Here is a 19082-nt window from a genome sequence, read left to right on the forward strand (position 1 = left end):
CAGCTGGAAACCTCAAGGCTACCGCTAGACCAACGAACGACAGTTCCCGACGGTTGTCTCGCGGACTCTTCCGGCAACCACCGCCCTGTGCTTGGCTGTTGGTCGTGCTGACCTCGACTGAGCGGTTAGTTGAGACAAATGGCGTTTCACTTCGGGTGTACGAGGCCGGCGAGCGCGGCTCCCCCGTCGTGGTGTTGGCCCACGGGTTCCCCGAACTGGCCTACTCGTGGCGACATCAGATACCGGCGATCGCAGACGCGGGCTACCTCGTGCTGGCCCCGGATCAGCGCGGCTACGGCGGCTCGGACCGGCCGGAGGCTATCGAGGACTACGACATCCACGCGCTCACGGGCGACCTTGTCGGCCTGCTCGACGATGTCGGCGCAGAGCGAGCGATATTCATCGGCCACGACTGGGGCGCCATGGTGGTGTGGCACACCGCGGTATTGCACCCCGACCGCGTGCGGGCGGTCGCGGGCCTGTCCGTTCCGCCCATTCCTCGCGCCCGGTCCCGTCCCACCGAACGCTGGCGGCAGAAGTTCGGTGACGACTTCTACATGCTGCGGTTCCAGGAGCCCGGCGTCGCGGAGGCCGAGATGGAAGCCGACGTGGCTGCGACGATGAGCGGAATGTTCGCCGGGGTGTTGACGGGACGCGCCCCGCTGCCGAACTGGATCAGCGCCGACGAGTTCGACCACTACGTCACCGAGTTCAGCAGGACCGGGTTCACCGGGGCGCTGAACTGGTACCGCAACTACGACCGTAACTGGGAGTCGACGCCGCAGCTCGCCGACGCGAAGATCACGGTGCCCGCCCTGTTCGTCGCCGGCACTGCCGACCCCGTCGGCCCGACGATGAATCCCGCTCGCGCACGTGAACTGGCCACGGGGCCCTATGCCGAAAAGTGGATCGAAGGTGCGGGGCATTGGGTGCAGCAGGAACGCGCCGACGACGTCAACCGAATCCTGCTGGCATTCCTGACCGAAGTGGAGAAGCCATGACGGGTAAACCGATGAACTTCGGCGTCTTCATCACACCGTTCCATCCGGTCGGCCAATCCCCCACGGTCGCACTGGAATACGACCTCGACCGCACGGTGGCACTCGACAAACTCGGGTTCGACGAGGTGTGGTTCGGCGAGCACCACTCCGGCGGATACGAACTCATCGCGTGCCCGGAAGTGTTCATCGCCGCAGCCGCCGAGCGAACCAAGCACATCAGGCTGGGCACCGGTGTGGTGTCGCTGCCGTATCACCATCCGCTGATGGTGGCCGACCGATGGGTGTTGCTCGATCACCTCACCCGCGGACGCGTGATCTTCGGTACCGGACCGGGGGCACTGCCGTCGGACGCGTACATGATGGGGATCGACCCGGTCGAGCAGCGTCGGATGATGCAGGAGTCACTGGAGGCGATCCTCGCGCTGTTCCGCGCGGCGCCCGAGGAGCGGATCAGCAGGCACTCCGACTGGTTCACACTGCGCGACGCCCAACTGCACATCCGCCCCTACACCTGGCCATACCCCGAAATCTCAACGGCGGCAATGATTTCCCCATCCGGCCCGCGGCTGGCCGGCGCGCTGGGCACCTCACTGTTGTCATTGTCGATGTCGGTGCCAGGAGGATACGCTGCGCTGGAGAACACCTGGGAGGTCGTCACCGACCAGGCCGAGAAGTCCGGTCGCGAAGCGCCCGACCGTGCCGACTGGCGGGTGCTGTCGATCATGCATCTGGCCGACACCAGGGATCAGGCCATCGACGACTGCACCTACGGGTTGCAGGACTTCGCGAACTATTTCGGCGCAGCCGGCTTTGTGCCGCTGTCGAATTCCGTTGAGGGAACGCAGTCGCCGCGCGAATTCGTCGCCGAGTATGCGGGCATGGGCAACTGCTGCATCGGCACGCCAGGCGATGCAGTGACCTACATCCAGGATCTGCTCGACCGGTCCGGCGGCTTCGGCACGTTGCTGCTGCTCGGCCACGACTGGGCGGCACCCGCGGCCACCTACCACTCCTACGAGCTGTTCGCGCGCGAGGTCATGCCGCACTTCAGGGGTCAGCTCGCTGCGCCGCGCGCGTCGCATGACTGGGCGAAAGGCATGCGCGACAAGCTCCTTGGCCGCGCCGGCGAGGCCATCGTCAAGGCCATCAACGAGCACACCGACGAACTCAAAGAGCAGGAACAGAACTGATGCGCGCCTCGGTACTTCGCGAGGGTCGCATGGTGCTGCGTGACGACGTCACGGAGCCGGTGCCCGGCCCCGGTCAGGTGCTCGTCGGCGTGAAGGCGTGCGGAATCTGCGGCTCCGACTTGCATTTCGCCAAACACGGCGCGGAAGTCCTCGAACTGAACAACCAGATCGAGGGCTTCGGCGACGGCGGGATGAACATCGATCTGAACCGTGATGTGTTCATGGGTCACGAATTCAGCGCCGAGGTGCTCGAAGCCGGACCCGAAACCGAAACCCTGGCGCCGGGCACACTCGTCACGTCGCTGCCGGTGCTGGTGTCGTCCACGGGGATCGAACCGATCGTTTACTCCAACAAGACGATTGGCGGCTATGCCGAAAGGATGCTGTTGTCCGCGCCGCTGCTGACGCCCATCCCCAATGGGCTGGACCCGCGGCACGCCGCGCTGACCGAGCCGATGGCCGTCGGGCTGCACGCGGTGAACAAGTCCGCGATCGAGCGCGCCGAGGCCGCGTTGGTGCTCGGCTGCGGGCCGATCGGTATCGCGATCATCGCAGCGTTGCGCCACCGCGGCCTGGAAAACATTGTGGCGGCCGACTATTCGGCCCGTCGTCGTGAGCTGGCATTGGCGATGGGGGCGACTTCGACAGTCGACCCCGCTGAGGGGTCACCGTTCGACAGCAGCCGCCCTGCGGTGGTGTTCGAAGCGGTCGGCGTGCCGGGCATCATCAACGACATCCTGCGCCGCGCGCCGGTCGGCGCTCGTGTGGTGGTGGCGGGCGTGTGCATGCAATCCGACACCATCCATCCGTATTTCGCGATCGCGAAGCAGATCAACGTGCAGTTCGTGTTGGCCTATGACCCGACAGAGTTCACGGATTGCCTGCGGGCGATCGCCGAGGGCGACATCGACGTGGCAGCGATCATCACCGGAGAGGTTGATCTGAGCGGCGTGGGCACCGCATTTGAAGAGCTGGCCCACCCCGATGCGCACTGCAAGATCCTGGTGACTCCCTGAAGGTAGGGTGCGTGGCATGCTCACCCGTTTCCTTCTTCTCGCCGCGGCGGGGCTTGCCGCCGTTGGTCTCTCGGCCTGCGACTCTTCGTCGGGCCCGACGGCCACCGGCGACAAGGACACCCGTCAGGTTACGGTCGTCGGCGCGGGTCAGGTGCAGGGCACACCGGACAGGCTGACGGTCAACGCGTCGATCGAGTTCGTCGCACCCGACGTCAGCGGCGCGATGAACCAGACCAGTGACCGCCAGCGGGCCGTCATCGATGCGTTGGTTGGCGCCGGCATCGACCGCAAGGACATCAGCACCTCGCAGGTGAGCCTTCAGCCGCAGTTCGCGGGCGGTGACAGCACGACGATTATCGGCTACCGCGCGACCAATTCGATTGACGTGAAGATCCGCAAGCTCGACAGCGCGTCGCAGGCGGTGTCGTTGGTCGTCAGCACCGGCGGTGACGCCACGCGGATCAACTCGGTGAACTATTCGATCGAGGACGACTCGCAGCTTGTGAAGGACGCCCGGGCGCGGGCGTTCAACGACGCCAAGGACCGCGCCCAGCAGTACGCGGAGCTGTCCGGGCTGAAGCTTGGCAAGGTTCTCTCGATCACGGAGTCGGGCGGATCGACACCACCGGCGCCGGTGCCCAACTTCAAGGGTGCCGAGATGGCCGCCGTGCCGCTGGAGCCCGGCCAGCAGACGGTCGGGTTCTCGGTGACGGTGATCTTCGAGCTCACCTAGATTTCGCCGAGCGTGCATTGCCTGCATACGACACGCCGGGAAAAGTCGGCACATTGCGCACCGTCGCGCCGCGTCGAGCGTGCGCAAAATGTCCGCTAACGGTGGCGTGTCGGCGTGCAGACGCGCACGGTCGCGGTAGTTGGGTCAGGCCGGTGCGAGGACGACCGGGATGCCGTTGAGCACTGCGGTGCCCGACAGCGGGTCGAGCTGACCGCCATCGTTGAGCTGGTTGACGTTGACGCCCGGCTGGTCGGCGGCCACACCCTGCCGGGTTCCGCCACGGTCGTGGCCCCAGCCGTGCGGCAGCGAAACGACGCCGCGACGCATGCCAGGGTCCAGTTCGATCGGCGCGACCAGATCACCGCCAGGACCCTTGATCGAGGCGTTGTCCGTCAGCCCAAGCGCTGCGGCATCGTCGGGATGGATCTGCAGCGTGCAGCGGTTCGTGCCGCCCGCGAGCGCAGGCACGTTGTGCATCCAGCTGTTGTTTGACCGCAGGTGTCTGCGACCGATCAACACGAAGCCGTCGTCGGCGCGGCCGAGCGAATCCTGCAGCCTCGCGGCGTCGGCGATCAGCGGCTCGGGCGCGAGTTCGATTCGGCCCGAACGTGTTTTGAGCACCTCGGGAATCCTGGGTTGCAGTGGGCCGAAGTCGATGCCGTGGGGCGCTGCCTTCAACTGCTCCAGCGTCAGGCCATCGGGGTTGGTGCCGAACGCATCTCCGTACGGGCCGAGCCGAAGCATCATGTCGAGACGGCGTTCATATCCGGGACCATCGATCAGCATCGCCGTCAGTTCGTCGACCGCACGCCCGGCAACCGGTGAATTCTGGTCGGCGGTTTCCTTTTGGAGCGTCGTCGCGATGACCTGATCGTCCACCAACGCAGGGTCGGCCTGATAGCCGATGCCGTAGAGGATCAGCGCGAGACGCGACAAGATCTCGGGCTCGTCGGGTCGGCCGTCTGACGGCAGCGCGGGCGGCGAATACCGCGCATTGTTGCGCACCGCAAGGTTATTCAGCGCGAAGTCGAAATGGCCGGCCTGCGACGGAGGCGGCGGCGGCAGGATCACGTCGGCGTGCCGAGTCGTCTCGTTGAGATACGGGTCGATGCTGACCATGAAATCGACGCTGTCGAGCGCCCGGTCGAGTCGATCACCGTCGGGCGCCGACAGCACGGGGTTGCCGGCGATCGTGATCATCGCCTTGATCTGTCCTTCGCCGGGAGTGTCGATCTCCTCGGCGAGCGCGGCGGCAGGCAGCTCCGCGAGCACTTCGGGATAGCCGGACACCCGGCTGTGCCAGCGGCCCGTGACAAAGCCCTTGCCGGGGCCGGCGGGTCGCGGCGCGGGCATCGCCGCGCCAAGCGGGAACATCGCGCCGCCCGGGCGGTCGAGATTCCCGGTCAAGATATTGATGACGTCGACGAGCCAGCTGCCGATGGTGCCGAATTCGACTGTGGACGTGCCGATTCGGCCATACACCGCCGCCGAAGGCGCAGCAGCGATCTCACGCGCCAGGGCCCGGATTTCGTCAGCCGGTACACCGCAGTGCGCGGCAACGCTCTCCGGCGAGAACCCGCCCGCGAGCTCCCGGAGTTGTTCGAGGCCGTTGACGTGCTCGGCGACTCCGCCGAGATCCGGTGCGAAAAGGCCTTCTTCGAACAAGGTGTGCACGACCCCGAACAGCAGCGCGGCATCGGTGCCAGGCCGCGGTGCGATATGACGATCCGCGAGCGCGGCGGTGCGGGTGCGGGCCGGATCGATGACGGTGAGCTTGCCGCCGCGCTTGCGCAACGCCCGCAGCTTGCCCGGGAAGTCCGCCGCGGTGGCCAAACTACCGTTGGACACAAGGGGATTCGCGCCGATGATCACCAGATAGTCCGTGCGGTCAAGGTCCGGCACAGTGAATGCGACGGGGCTGCCGAACATGTAGCCCAAAGCGACATGTTTGGGCATCTGGTCCAGCGTGCTGGCGCTGTACGCGTGGCGGGTTTTCAGCGCCCGGATGATCAACGGTCCATACAGGGCGCCCGCGATGGTGTGGGCGTTCGGATTGCCGAGGTACACGCCGACCGACGCTGCGCCGTGATCGTTGATGACCCCGCCCAGCCGCTCGGCGACGACTGCGTACGCCTCGTCCCAGGTGGCTTCGGTCAGTTCGCCGTCACGACGGACCAGCGGCCCCGTGAGCCGATCGGGGTCGTTGTCGAGTTCAGCGAAGCTGGCGCCCTTCGGGCAGATGAACCCGTGGCTGAAGATGTCCTCGCGGTCGCCGCGGGCGCCGGTGACCCGGCCGTCGTCGATGGTGAGCGTCAGGCCGCAAGTGGCCTCGCACAAGGGGCAGATCCGCAGGGCTGTCTGGGTCATGTCCCTCATCTTGCGCCGGGGTCCACCGGTCGCGCCATTACGGGGTAGGTAGTTGACGCGTCTCGCACTTTCACGCCCCAACGTGAGTTTGGGCGCCAGGGAGTTACTCCTGCTCGTACACCTTGGGGTCGAGCGTGCCGATATACGGCAGGTCGCGGTAGCGCTCGGCGTAGTCCAGGCCGTAGCCCACCACGAACTCGTTGGGAATGTCGAAGCCGACATACGCGATGTCGACATCGGCGCGCACCGCGTCGGGCTTGCGCAGCAGCGTGCAAACCCGAAGCGACCGCGGGCGCCGCGTCGCCAGGTTGCGCAGCAGCCACGACAACGTCAGCCCGGAGTCGACGACATCCTCGACGATCAGCACGTCGCGGTCGTTGATGTCGCGGTCGAGGTCCTTGAGGATGCGCACCACACCCGACGACGATGTCGACGAGCCGTAGGAGCTGACCGCCATGAACTCCAGCTGCGTTGGCACGGGTATCGCCCGCGCCAGGTCGGTGACGAAGAACACCGCGCCCTTGAGCACGGTGATGAGGAGCAGATCCTGGGAGTTCTCGGCGATCGCGTCGCGGTAGTCCGCGCCCAGCTGTGCGCCGAGTTCGGCGACCTTGTCCTGGATCGCCTGTGATGAGAGCAACACCGACTTGATGTCGCCTGGGTACAGCTCGGCAGGTTGCTCAGCCACGTCCACAGCGTGCCATATCTTCACACCGGCTCGGTGTGCAGCGTCAGCATCCCGTCGCGGCGCCCCGCGATCAGACGCTGGCTTCGCAGCGGCGAACCGACGGCAACGCCGCCCTGACCGCGCCACGCGGTGACGAGGGTGTCCACCCCGCGGATCTGTTTGTCCGTAAGCCCGCTGGCGCCGCCGGCGAGAAGCCAGCCCCGAATCACCCTGCGTCGGACCGCCTCCGGCAACGACGCCAACCGTGCGGTATCGAGAACCCCGCCCCCGCCGACCTCGGCCAGCGCTTGGGCGGCCAGAGAATCGAGCGTCTCGGTATCTTCGCGCAGCGCGGTCGCGGTCCGTGCCAGCGCCTCGGCCACCCCGCCGCCGAGCACCTCCTCGAGCAGTGGCAGCACCTCGGTGCGCAGCCGCGTGCGGGTGTACCGGCGATCAGCGTTGTGCGGGTCCTGCCACGGCGTGAGGCCCAGCTCCTCGCAGGCGGCATGCGTGACTGCGCGACGAACGCCTAGCAGCGGGCGGTACCACGTCGGATCACACGCCCGCATACCCGCGATGGACCGCGCGCCCGAACCACGGCCCAACCCGAGTAGCACCGTCTCGGCCTGGTCGTCGAGAGTATGTGCGAGCAGCACCGGCGCGTCACCGCGGGCATCCCGGAGCGCTTGATAGCGAGCCGTGCGCGCGGCCGCCTCCGGTCCACCTTGAGTGCCGACGTCAACGCAAAGCACTTGTGCATCAACGCACCCCAGCGACAGCGCCTGGTCGCGGGCCGTCGCGGCCACCCGACCGGACTCGGACTGCAACCGGTGGTCGACGATCAGCGCGACGGTCGGCTTGGCCGCGGCCGCCACGGCCGTGAGCGCCAGCGAATCCGCACCGCCGGACAAGGCCACACACCAGCGTTCGTCACCTCCGGCATGCTCGCTGACGAACGCGGCCAAGGCCGCGGTCAGCGTCGCTACAGCACCCTGTCGATCCATCGCTGTGGCACATCGATTTCGGTTGGCAGCGGCAGAGTTTCGGGACTGGTCCAGACGGTGTTGAACGCGGCCATCCCGACCCGGCCGACGACATGGTCGACGAACGCCTTGCCGCGGGTGTACTGGCTGAGCTTGGCGTCGAACCCGAGCAGCGCCCGCACGATGCGCTGCAGCGGCGGCTGCTTGCGTTTGCGTCGCTCGTCGAACCGACGCCGAATCGTGCTGACCGTCGGCACCACCGCGGGGCCCACCGCGTCCATCACGTGATCGGCGTGCCCTTCCAGCAGCGTGCCGAGCACCAGCAACTGATCGAGCGCTTGGCGTTGCGGCTCGGACTGCACTGCGCGAAGCAAGCCGAGCACCCCAGCCGAATTCGGTTCCGGTGCAACGCCATCGCGCTTGTTGCGAACGATCTCGGTCAGTCGACCAACCACCTCGGAGATGTCCTCACCGCCGTCCTCCGTCAGCACAGCAAGCGACTGCGACATGTGGTTGGCCAGCCAGGGATTGGCCCGGAACTGAACCCGGTGGGTGACCTCGTGCAAACACACCCACAGCCTGAAATCGGCTGGCAATACCCGCAGTTGACGCTCGACGGCGATCACGTTCGGATACACCAGCAGCAGCTCACCGCCGTTCAGGCCGAACGGGTCGTATTGGCCGAGGATCCCCGACGAGATGAACGCCAGCACCGCACCGGTCTGCGCGCCAGTGATGCGGCCCATCATGAGGCGCGGCGACGCACCGTCATCTTCCAAGCCGCCCGTCATCACCCGCATGGATTGCGTTGCGGCGCGGATCCATTCGACACGATCAACGACGCGAGCCTCGGGAATCTCGCCGCCCTCGATCAGCCCGGTCACCTCGCGCACCGGCAACTCGGCCGTGCGTGACGCCTCGGCCAGCTGATCGACGACCTGTCGGTGGGTGTAATCGGTGGCGGCGGGCCCGGGCCGGACCAGTTTGGCGCCGACGGTCGCGGCGAACTGCCAGTCGACGGCGCGGCCGACGGTGAGCTTGGGCCTCGTTGACGGGCTCATGCGCGGCACCCGCACGACCGCAAGGCAGCGGCCAGCGCGTCGATCGCGGTGCGCCCCGTCGGCCCCGCGTTGTTCGAGAGGAACGCGAACGTCAGCACCCGCCCGCTGGCATCGGTGACGATGCCGACCAACGAATTCGTTCCGGTCAGCGACCCGGTCTTGGCCCGCAGGTATCCGGCCGCGGCGCGGCCGGCGTCAGTGTCGAGGTAGCGGTTGGACAGCGTGCCGCTGCCGCCGGCGATCGGCAGCAGATCAACCAGCGGCCTCAGCTTGGGCTGATCGCTACCGGCGGCGGCGTTCACCACCCCGTCCAGGGTTTCGGCCGTCAGCCGGTCGTCGACGGAAAGCCCGCTGGAGTCCAGCAGATGCGCATTGCCGGTGTCGATCTTCGCCTTGTCCAGCTGACCGAGCACCGCCTGCACGCCGCCCTCGAAACTCTGCGGTTTGTTCTGTTCGGCGGCGACCTCGCGGCCGATCGACTCGGCCATCACGTTGTCGGAGTCGTTCATCATCTGCCGCAGCCGCTCGATCAGCGGCGGCGACTGCACAGACGCGATCTCCTTGCCGCCGCTCCTGCCGGAGGGCAGCACCGTCACTTTGGCGGGGTCGACTTTCAGCGCGACGGCCAGCGCGCGGCCGGCGTCAAGAGCGGGCGTGGTCGACCGCCGCGACTCGACGCTCACCGGCTGGGTGCGACCAGCGTCGAGCATCACTGCTTCCATCGGCGCGATGTCGCCGCCGTCGATGTCGGCCGGATCCCAGCCCGGCGCCATGGTCGGTCCGCTATATGCGCTGATGTCGACCTGCACAGTCGTCACATCGGTGCCGCTGTTGCGCACCTGGTCAGCCAGGTCGCTGATCCGCGCCGCGCCCTTGTACCAGGTGTCCTGGCCGGCCGGCGCCGCAGAGAGCGTCGGGTCGCCGCCGCCCTTGAGCACGACGACACCGGGCTGCCCGGTCGACAACACACGCGTGGTCAGCCGGGCGTCGCGGTCGAGGGCGAACAACGCCGCGGCCGTGGTGAGCGTCTTGTTCACCGACGCGGGCTGCATCGGCACGTCGGCGCCCTGCGCCCAAAGCTGCGCCCCGGTGATCGCGTCAGTGATCCGGCCGGTAAGGGCGCCGAGGTTCGGGTCGGCCACCAGCGGTGCCAGCGTCACCGCCAACCGATCTGGCGTCGGCTTGGTTGCGGAGTCGGAGACCGGCACTATGCCCGGCGCTGCGGTCGCGGCCGCGGGCACCGCTTTGACGGCCTGCACATCGCTGGTGGAGTTGCCGCTACTGAATACGGCGGCCACCGCGACGACGGCAGCGACCAGCAACAGCACCGCCACGCCGATCACCACATGCGTGGATCGCCGCCACTGCGTGGGCCGCATAACTCTCCTGCTCTGATGACCGCTGTCTTGACCGCCCCCTTACAGCAGCGTATCGCTCCGTTAGGGTGAGGCCCGTCCCTGTGAGACCTGAGCACATTCAAGGAGCTGCGGCGGTGGAGTTCGACGTCGTCATCGAGATCCCGAAGGGATCGCGCAACAAGTACGAGGTGGATCACGACACCGGCCGGGTGAAACTGGACCGCTACCTGTACACAGCGATGGGCTATCCGACCGACTACGGGTTCTTCGAGAACACCCTCGGCGAGGACGGCGATCCGCTGGACGCACTGGTGCTGCTGCCGGAGTCGGTGTTCCCCGGCTGCATCGTCGAGGCGCGCCCGGTCGCGATGTTCAAGATGACCGACGAGGCCGGCGGCGACGACAAGTTGCTGTGTGTGCCCGCGGGCGATCCCCGCTGGGATCACGTCCAGGACCTCGGCGACGTGCCGGCGTTCGAACTCGAGGCGATCAAGCACTTCTTCGTGCACTACAAGGACCTGGAGCCGGGCAAGTACGTCAAGGCCGCCGACTGGGTGGGCCGCGCCGAGGCCGAGGCGGAGTTGAAGGCGTCGATCGAACGCTTCAAGACCACCGGTCACTAAGTCCTGCGTCCGCGGTGAATTTTCCTCGCCGTAACACGCTGTAACGTCAGCGTGCTCTTCGCCTTTGATGATTGCTGAGTGTTGCTGCATCAAGGGATCGGCTTGGCCGCGTTCAACGCGCTGCCGATGCGCCGGGCAGTGCACGCGATCTACGAATGTTGCTACAGCGTGCCGCTGGCCGCCGATCTGGCCCGCGGCCGGCCTTACGACAGCCACGACGCGCTGTTCCGGCAGGCCGACGCGCTGTTGTTCGGCCTCTCCGAGGACTCGATCGATTCGATCCTGCAGGCCTACCCCGACGTGGGGCGGCGGCCCGGCAGCGAGAAGTCGCAGGCCGAGCAGTGCGCCGTGTGGTGCGACCAGCCAGAGGTGATGGACCGGCTGACGGTCGCATCCAAGCGGTACCTCCAACACTTCGGCTTCGGCTTCGTGATGTTCATCAACGGCTACACCGCCCAAGACGTGCTTGCCACGATGAACGACCGGCTACTCAACGACTTCGAAACCGAGCGCAAGGTGGTGCGCAACGAGCTCGCGCGCATCAACCGCACCCGGCTCGAGCGCATGCTCGGGCCAGAAGGCGGCTACGACAACTGGTGACGGGCTAGGCAGCCTGCCAGTCGCGGATCGCGGTGTCCTGCTTGCGACCCAATTCCAGAACCAAGTCTGGCGGCGCGGGATCCTTTGGCGCACCGGCGAATTCGATCGTTGTGGCGGTATTACCCTCGGTGAAGGACAGAACCGTCACCGACTTCGAGCCGTCCGGTGACGTTCCGGTCAGCATCGTTCCGCCCGAACCGACGGCCGCAGGTTGCGGCTTGCCGTTGGCGACCGCCAAACCTGCTCTCGCACCGTCCAATGCCGCCGTTGCCGCCCCGGCGTCGGGCAGGACGAGGATGGTGCTCGTGATCGTCCGGCTGCCGTCGCGATGGGTGTAAACGGTTTCGATGCCAGGCTGCCCATTCGGGTTGAAGACGGCGGGCGCTGCGTTGTAGGCAAGCGAATCGGTGATCAAATTCGGGTCCACCGGCAGCGTGCTGAAGTCGCCGGGTTGTGCTGCGGCATAACCGAAACCGCTCATGGTCATCACCGCGATCGCGGCGAAGCAGGCGGCCATTGTGCGAATGTTCTTCACGGCATGCTCCAATCGGTGGTGATCAGCAGGGGTAGCAGGCCCAGCCGCGCCAGCCGTCGCGCCACACCCAGCCGGGTCCGCAGCCCATCCCGCCAGTGGTCCCGTAGCAGTCGAGCATCTGCACCTGCGGTCCAATCGGCACCGCGGGTTGGGTGTAGACATTCGTGTCGTGTGAGCTCTGCGCCGCGTATGCCGTCTGCGCGGTAGCTACCGAGCCGAACATCATCGCGACGATCGCGAGGGCCATGCCGATTTTGCGCATCAGAATCCTCCCCGGGGTGTGGGAAATTTGCAAAGTAAACGGTACGCCGGGAGGTCTCTGCGTTTGGCGCATTTGCGAAACGCGACTATGGAATTCGCTGAATTTCGGGCGTGTAATTGCGCGATTGTTTTCCGTCAATCCACTGGCCCTTCATAGCGGCGGCGGAACTCGTCCGCCGGCACCGGCCATTGCTCGCCGCCGTCACCGCGCACGATCCACCCCCCAGGACCCGCGGCAGCCGCGCCTTCGAGGGTGTCGACGACTTCGCCGTCTCGTGCCTGTCGCGCGGTAACGAATCCTGTTCTGCGCCAATGCTCGTCGTCGACTTGCTGGTAGGTGGCGCGGAAGATGTCGTCGCGCACCGACCACGACTGTCCCCCGTCGTCCCGCACCAGCCAGTCGCCCGCGCCGGCCCGCATTTCGTGTCGCGAGCCCGATGTCCACGTCCACGGCTGCGACTGCCGCTCTGCTGTGACCACCCCGACGCGCCGATAGCGCCGCCATCGCGGCACCGATCGGTAGCCGAGTTCGCGCAGCTGCGAAAGCGTGGTAGCCAGGCTGGTCAGCGAGGCGCGAAGAAGCTCGGGGTCGGCTTCGATGGTGCGCCACTCGGTCAGGTTCGGATGGGTCTTGCGTTCGTCGTCGCGGGCCTCGCCCCATGACCACCCGGCCTTGCGGTAGTAGCGGCACCAGTCCTCGTGTTCGGCGCGCGCCATGGCCAGTGCCGCAGCCCGGTCGAAGCCCATCGCCGCCAGCTGTTCGAGCGGCTCCGACGCCGGGGCCGACGGGGCATCAGGCGCGCCGCTGTCCAGGCTGTTCCAGGTGTGGCCGCCGATCTGCTCGACGAGCCTCAGCGCGTTGCGCACTTGGCGGCGGTTCGAGCCGCGGTAGAACTCGTCCAACTCAGCCCATGGCCGACGCGCGGGTGACGTCCCACCGGCGCTGCGCCGGTAGCGCTCGTGGATCAGCATCGCCGCTCGCTCCCACGCGTCGTGGGCATGCCCGGCGGGCAGGTCCATGGTCAACCGGTAGGTGCGCAGCGCGTCGATGCCGGGGCGCTCGCCACCCGCTTCTGCGGCCTTGGCGTTCCAGGCGAAGATCGGCACGTCGGGGAATCGCAGGGCCAACCGTGTCGCGATGGTCGGGTCGATGGCGGCGCCGAACATCGGGTCGGCGTCGACGAAGATCACTGAGCAACCGGCGTCGTGTGCGTCGGTGATCAGTCGGGTCAGCACGGGTATCGACGGTGCTTCACCGACGGCGTCGACAAAGTCGCCACCGGAGCGCAACCCGAGCCGCTGTTGGCGGTGCCGGTGGTCGTTCGCGTATTCCTCCGCCGAATCGGCGACCACCGTGATCGTCGGGAACTCATGATCGGCGCGCTCGCAGAACTGGTGTTCACGCCTGCGCTGTTCGAGGTCGGCGCACAGGGCCAGCGTCAGCGGCGACGTGCCGCATACAAAGATGCGGTTGACGCCACCGCGTTCGGTGATCTCGTCGAGCAGCCGCCGCGCCGTCACCTCGTACTTGCCGACGGCATCGGCCGCCCAGCGGCTGTCGCTGCCGCCGGACTGCTGCGCCCGCCAGGCAACCGCATACCAGGGGTCGTCGATTCGCACGATCAGAGGAAGCCGGTGATCGACACCGCGAGCAGCTCTTGCCTCGCCGATGCTCTGCAGGCGGGCCAGGTTCGTCGACGGGTCGGCGTGCAGGAGGTATAGGCGGTCCAGCTTGTGCCACAACGGAAGTGCCGCAAGGGCTTCCGGCGTATCGAGGGCCGCGGCAATAAGCCGCGCGCCGTCGGCTCGGCAATCCGCCACCACGGGTTGGTCGATGTTGTCGGCGACCACGACCAGCTGGCTGCGCGGCTCGAGGGTGTGGACAACCGCCGCGACCATCGAACGGGAATCCCCGTCGACGCCGACGATCGCGGTAACCGTCCGCGCGGTGCGCGCCCTGACGCGGTCGACCTGAGCACGGAACAGCGCGACGGCCACACTCGCGACCCCGAGGAAGATCACCCCGAGCGCACCCATCCGCGCGAGGTCCAACGCGACCGGGATGGGCGCCGGACACGTCGCGCCGCTGGTCAACTTCAAGTCCGACACGCCACCCTTGACCAACTGCGCGGTCCACATCAGCGGCGTGATGAACATCGGGTGCGCGGCGTCGTGGCAGTTCCAGTACGACGCCATGCCCAGCGCGCTGTTCATCACCGTCAGCGCGAGCACGATGGTCAGCGAGACACTGCCCGCGGAGTTGGCCCGGTAAGCGATCACGCACAACGCGACGATGCCGAGTGCGACGACGGCGATCGTGGGCCCCGAGCCTGGACGGCCGAACCACCGAAGCCCATCGGGCGCGCTCTCGCGGATTGCCGGGTTCAGCGCCAGCACCGCCAGATAGGCCGTCGCGGCGACGACAACGCCGAGCAACACACCCTGTGCCAGGCGCAGCGCATCGATGTGGCGACGCATCACGAATCGAGCTTGCGTCAACGACAGTCTCCGTGAATGGTCTTTTCACGTTTTCAGACCCATTGTGGGCGGTAGCCGAAATACGCTAGGCCGGTTGCCGATGTCATTTGCGAAGGCGTGAACGAATGTCACGTATCTTCCTGAGCCATTCCAGCCGGGATAACCGGCAGGCAATTGCCTTGCGCCACTGGTTGATCGGTCAGGACGCTCGGCTGGCCGACGAGATCTTCCTCGACCTGGATGCCTCCGCGGGCATTCGGACGGGCACGCGGTGGAAGGAAGCGCTGCGCCAAGCCAGCACGCGCTGCGAGGCGGTTATCTGCCTGCTGTCTGACAATTGGCTGTCATCCCCGGAATGCGTAACCGAATACCGGTTCGCGGAGTACCTCAATAAGCGGATCTTCAGCGCGCGCATCGAGGCCATCGGAGGCGAGGACCCGACCGCCGAATGGCAACGGATCGACTTGGTCGGCGACGGCGCGCTGACCGCAGTCGATCTCGGCGACGGCGCAGACCCCGTCACCTTCCTCACCGACGGGTTGCGCGGACTACGCGACGGGATCGTCAGCGCGGGCATCGGCGCCGAGTCGTTCCCTTGGCCGCCTCCGCACGAGCCCGACCGTGCCCCCTACCGCGGTTGGAAACCGCTCGAAGAAGTCGACGCGGCAGTGTTTTTCGGCCGTGACGCGCAGATAGTGCGCGGCCTCGACGGGCTACGCGGGATGCGGCGCTCAGGCATCGAGACGCTGTTCGTGGTGCTCGGCCCCTCCGGAACCGGTAAATCGTCGTTCCTGCGGGCAGGGCTGCTGCCGCGGTTGCGGCGTGACGATCGCGACTTCGTGTTGCTCGACATCGTGCGCCCGCAACACAATGTGTTGACCGGTGACGCCGGTCTGGCCAAGGCGGTACACGCCACGCAGGCACGCCTCGGCGTCATAGGTCCCGACCTTGGCGAGATCAAGCGGGCATGCCTCGCAGGCGACGCAGAGCGGGTGCGGGAGTGGCTGATCGACATTCGTCGTGCCGCCGCTGCCCGGTTGCTGACCGAATCCCAACAGCCACCGCCGACGTTGGTGCTTCCCGTCGACCAGGCCGAGGAGCTGTTCGGCTCCGACGCGGGACGTGAAGCGACTGCGTTCCTCGAACTGATCGCCGAGCTGGCAGCAGGACCGGCCAGTGACGACGCGGCCGACGTGGACTTGATCGTCGCGGTGACGATCCGCAGCGATCTATACGAACCGCTGCAGACCGCACCGCAGCTTGCCGACGTCGGCAGCGTGTTGTTCGACGATCTCAAACCGATGCCGCGCACCCAGTTCAAGGAGGTCATCACCGGGCCTGCGGCACGCGCGACCGAGGGCGGCAGGCCGTTGTCTGTCGACCCGGCGCTGGTGAATCATCTGCTCGATGACTGCACCGAGGGGGCGGACACGCTGCCGCTACTCGCGCTCACACTGGCCCGGTTATACGAGGACTACGGCGACGACGGCGCACTGACGCTGCGGGACTATCGGTCGATGGGCGGCGTCCGAAGCGTCGTGCAGTCCGAGATCGATCATCTCTTGGCATCCGACGACGAGCGACGGGTCGAGCAGCTGCGACACCTGCGCGGCGCGTTCATCCCGTGGCTGGCAACCATCAATCCAGACAGTGATCAACTGGTCCGGCGAGCCGCTCGCTGGACGGATCTGCCAGCCGAAAGTCGGCCCCTGCTAGAAGGATTCGTCGCCCGGCGGCTGCTTGTCACCGACAACCACGACGGCGAAGTCGTGGTCGAGGTGGCCCTGGAAAGCCTGCTGCGTCAGTGGGATGACCTGGCCGCCTGGCTCGCCGAGGAGCGCGGCGATCTGAAGGACGCTGACCACCTCGAGCGCTCCGCGGCCGCGTGGGAGGACAACCGCCGCAACGCGGCCTGGCTGCTGGAGGGCACCCGGCTGGCCGAAGCCGAAACCCTCAGTGCCAAACCGGCATTCCGTGATCGGTTGGCCCACGTCCACGATTTCCTCGCCGCGTCGCGGCGTCGCGAGCAGGATCGCATGGAGGCCGAGCAGAAGCGTCACGCCGCCGAACTGCGCAAGGCCCAGGCGCACGCGGCGGTGCTGCGGAAGCGTTCGCTCGTGCTGCGCGTCGTGCTGGCGATCGCGCTGTTGATCGCCGCGGCCGCGGTGTACGGCTTCGTCACCGCCAAGAAGGAAACCGACACGGCCAACAAACGCACCCGTGAGGCGCTGGGATTGCGGCTGACGTACCAGGGTCAGACGATGCTCGCGGGAATCCAAGGCGGCGGGGACATTCGGGCGTTGTCAGAGATTCTGGCCGCACAACACGTCATGTCCGACAACGTCGGCGGGCTGTTCACGGCGGCGCTCATGCGCATCGACACCACGAGAATCATCCAGTCGAACGCCCCCATCATGGACGTCACGTACAGCACCGACGGGCAGCGCCTGGTGTCGGGCGGTGCCGATCACACGGTGCGGGTATGGGACGCCCACACCGGTCAGCCGGTCGGACCGCCGATGATGCAGAGCAATGCCGTCACCGACGCGGCGCTGAGTGACGACGGCAAGGACGTAGCGTTCGCCAGTGCCGACAGCGTGCGGGTATGGAACGCGCTGACAGGTCAGCCTGTTGAGCCACCGATGCTGCAGAACTCCGCTGTCACGAGTCTGGATCTGAGCGACAACGGCCAACTGGTCGCCGCGGGCAGCCCTGACGGCACCACGCGCGTCTGGAACGCCGCCACCGCGGTGCCGCTGACACCACCGATGACCGGACAGTTGAGTCCCGTCACGACAGTGGATTTCAGCGACGACGGGCAACGCGTCGCCGTCGGCGATGCCAACGGCACCCTGCGAGTCTGGAACACCGGCACCGGCCAGCCGATCACACCTCCCATGACCGGCCACACGGGGGGCGCGGTCACCACCGCGGCGTTCAGTCCCGACGGCCAGCGCGTCGTCTCGGGCGGAGCCGACCACATCGTGCGGTTGTGGAACGCCAACACCGGCCAGCCCATCGGCGCTCCGATGACCGGCCATCAGAACACGGTGACAAGCGTGGTGTTCAACCCGGATGGCAGCCGCATCGCCTCGGGCAGTTTCGATGGCACGCTGCGGATCTGGGACGCCACCACACAGCAGCCGGTCGCCCAGCCGATGACCGGTCACGTGGGGTCGATCAACGCGGTCTCCTTCAGCCCCGACGGGCATCGTCTTCTCACCGGCGGCGCCGACGAAACGCTTCGCGTGTGGGATGCCGATGTGGGGCCACAACCCACCGTCCCCACCAACTCCGCGGTGACCAGCGTGACGGTCAGCACCGACCGTCACCGCATCGTCTCGGGCAACAGCGACGGCAGCGTGCGGTTGTGGGATGCCGACAATCGGACCCTGATAGCCGAATTGACCAATGGCCGGCACGCGGCCGCGACGAGTGTCGCGATCAGCCCGGACGGGCGTGCGATCGCATCGGGCGCCGCGGACGGCACCGTGCAGCGGTGGAACGCCGACACCAGGGCGGCCGTCGGGCCGGTGATCGATGCCCACAAGGGCGCCGTCACGAGCCTGGTGTTCAGCTGGGACGGCAGCCACGTCGGCTCCGGCGGCGCCGACAACACCGTGCGGGAGTGGGACGCGTCGACGGGCCGGGCGGTTGGTGCCGCGATGACCGGCCACACCGCGCCTGTGCTGGCCGTGGCGTTCAGCCCGAACGGCAAGCTACTCATCTCCGGAAGCGCGGACACCACCTTAAGGTTGTGGAACGCCGAGACCGGCAAACCGGAGGGCAATCCGATGACCGGGCACACCGCCGCCGTGACGGACGTGGCTTTCGGGCCGGGCGGCGGGCGGATGGTCTCCCGAAGCGAGGACCACACGTTGCGGCTCTGGGATGCCGTGAGCACCACGCCGGTGGGACCACCGATGAACGCGCACAACGCCTACATGCTCGGCGTGCAGTTCAGTCCCGACGGCCAGCAACTGCTGTCGACGGGACCCGCCCCGGATCGGCGGCTGTTCCCACCGCCTGCCCTGACCGCCTGGTCAAACCTGTTGTGCGCCAAGCTCACTGCGAACATGAGTCACCAGCAGTGGCATGACTGGATTGCTTCCGACATCGGATACACGGAACTGTGCCCCGGGCTGCCCGTTACACCGGACAGCGGCAGCGGGTGAGAATCGGTCGATTCGAAGTAGTCCCGAAAACCCT

Annotated in this window: 15 protein-coding genes; 7 read left to right on the plus strand and 8 right to left on the minus strand. The window is 67.1% G+C overall.

Annotated features, from left to right (window positions below; translation table 11 throughout):
• Positions 1-104: 104 nt before the first annotated feature.
• Genes MYCSM_RS28600 through MYCSM_RS28615 form a run of 4 tightly spaced genes read left to right on the plus strand, consistent with a single transcriptional unit; the run spans position 105 to position 3940 of the window.
• A complete protein-coding gene (locus MYCSM_RS28600; RefSeq protein ID WP_015309668.1) occupies positions 105-1001 on the plus strand; it encodes an alpha/beta fold hydrolase in 897 nt (298 codons plus the stop codon).
• Positions 998-2191: an LLM class flavin-dependent oxidoreductase gene (locus tag MYCSM_RS28605; protein WP_015309669.1), complete on the plus strand. Its 1194-nt coding sequence runs from the start codon at positions 998-1000 to the stop codon at positions 2189-2191. The genes MYCSM_RS28600 and MYCSM_RS28605 overlap by 4 nt, the downstream gene beginning before the upstream one ends.
• Positions 2191-3207, plus strand: a complete 1017-nt coding sequence (locus MYCSM_RS28610; protein ID WP_015309670.1) for a zinc-binding dehydrogenase — start codon at positions 2191-2193, stop codon at positions 3205-3207. Before MYCSM_RS28605 ends, MYCSM_RS28610 begins: the two co-directional genes overlap by 1 nt.
• A gap of 16 nt (positions 3208-3223) precedes the next feature.
• Positions 3224-3940, plus strand: coding sequence for an SIMPL domain-containing protein (locus tag MYCSM_RS28615; RefSeq protein ID WP_015309671.1), 717 nt, complete (start codon positions 3224-3226; stop codon positions 3938-3940).
• A gap of 144 nt (positions 3941-4084) precedes the next feature.
• On the opposite strand, the gene MYCSM_RS28620 is transcribed toward MYCSM_RS28615, so the two are convergent.
• From MYCSM_RS28620 to dacB, 5 genes are all read right to left on the minus strand, one after another.
• Positions 4085-6307, minus strand: coding sequence for a molybdopterin-dependent oxidoreductase (locus MYCSM_RS28620; protein ID WP_041312804.1), 2223 nt, complete (start codon positions 6305-6307; stop codon positions 4085-4087).
• A 103-nt stretch (positions 6308-6410) separates the two neighbouring features.
• A complete protein-coding gene (gene hpt, locus MYCSM_RS28625) occupies positions 6411-7019 on the minus strand; it encodes a hypoxanthine phosphoribosyltransferase (protein WP_015309673.1) in 609 nt (202 codons plus the stop codon).
• A complete protein-coding gene (gene tilS, locus MYCSM_RS28630; protein ID WP_015309674.1) occupies positions 7016-7978 on the minus strand; it encodes a tRNA lysidine(34) synthetase TilS in 963 nt (320 codons plus the stop codon). The genes hpt and tilS overlap by 4 nt, the downstream gene beginning before the upstream one ends.
• Positions 7957-9018, minus strand: a complete 1062-nt coding sequence (locus MYCSM_RS28635; protein WP_015309675.1) for a zinc-dependent metalloprotease — start codon at positions 9016-9018, stop codon at positions 7957-7959. The genes tilS and MYCSM_RS28635 overlap by 22 nt, the downstream gene beginning before the upstream one ends.
• Positions 9015-10397, minus strand: coding sequence for a D-alanyl-D-alanine carboxypeptidase/D-alanyl-D-alanine endopeptidase (dacB, locus tag MYCSM_RS28640; protein ID WP_015309676.1), 1383 nt, complete (start codon positions 10395-10397; stop codon positions 9015-9017). Before dacB ends, MYCSM_RS28635 begins: the two co-directional genes overlap by 4 nt.
• Positions 10398-10510: 113 nt before the next feature.
• Here dacB and MYCSM_RS28645 point away from each other — a divergent pair, with 113 nt between their 5' ends.
• Together MYCSM_RS28645 and MYCSM_RS28650 are read left to right on the plus strand one after the other, a co-directional pair.
• On the plus strand, positions 10511-10999 hold the full coding sequence (locus tag MYCSM_RS28645; protein ID WP_015309677.1) for an inorganic diphosphatase: 489 nt from the start codon (positions 10511-10513) through the stop codon (positions 10997-10999).
• Positions 11000-11077: 78 nt separating this feature from the next.
• Entirely contained in the window at positions 11078-11599 is a 522-nt protein-coding gene (locus MYCSM_RS28650; protein WP_015309678.1) for a 2-oxo-4-hydroxy-4-carboxy-5-ureidoimidazoline decarboxylase, read from the plus strand.
• Positions 11600-11603: 4 nt separating this feature from the next.
• On the opposite strand, the gene MYCSM_RS28655 is transcribed toward MYCSM_RS28650, so the two are convergent.
• From MYCSM_RS28655 to MYCSM_RS28665, 3 genes are all read right to left on the minus strand, one after another.
• On the minus strand, positions 11604-12134 hold the full coding sequence (locus tag MYCSM_RS28655) for a hypothetical protein (RefSeq protein WP_015309679.1): 531 nt from the start codon (positions 12132-12134) through the stop codon (positions 11604-11606).
• A 22-nt stretch (positions 12135-12156) separates the two neighbouring features.
• The gene (locus MYCSM_RS28660) at positions 12157-12396 is read right to left on the minus strand and encodes a hypothetical protein (RefSeq protein WP_015309680.1); all 240 of its coding nucleotides are present in this window, start codon (positions 12394-12396) and stop codon (positions 12157-12159) included.
• A gap of 134 nt (positions 12397-12530) precedes the next feature.
• Positions 12531-14894: a RyR domain-containing protein gene (locus MYCSM_RS28665; RefSeq protein ID WP_232425687.1), complete on the minus strand. Its 2364-nt coding sequence runs from the start codon at positions 14892-14894 to the stop codon at positions 12531-12533.
• A gap of 104 nt (positions 14895-14998) precedes the next feature.
• Between MYCSM_RS28665 and MYCSM_RS28670 the strand changes: the two genes are divergently transcribed.
• Complete coding sequence (locus tag MYCSM_RS28670) at positions 14999-19048, plus strand: nSTAND1 domain-containing NTPase (protein ID WP_015309682.1); 4050 nt, start codon at positions 14999-15001, stop codon at positions 19046-19048.
• Positions 19049-19082: the final 34 nt, after the last annotated feature.

It is taken from the genome of Mycobacterium sp. JS623 (assembly GCF_000328565.1).
Classification (GTDB): Bacteria; Actinomycetota; Actinomycetes; order Mycobacteriales; family Mycobacteriaceae; genus Mycobacterium.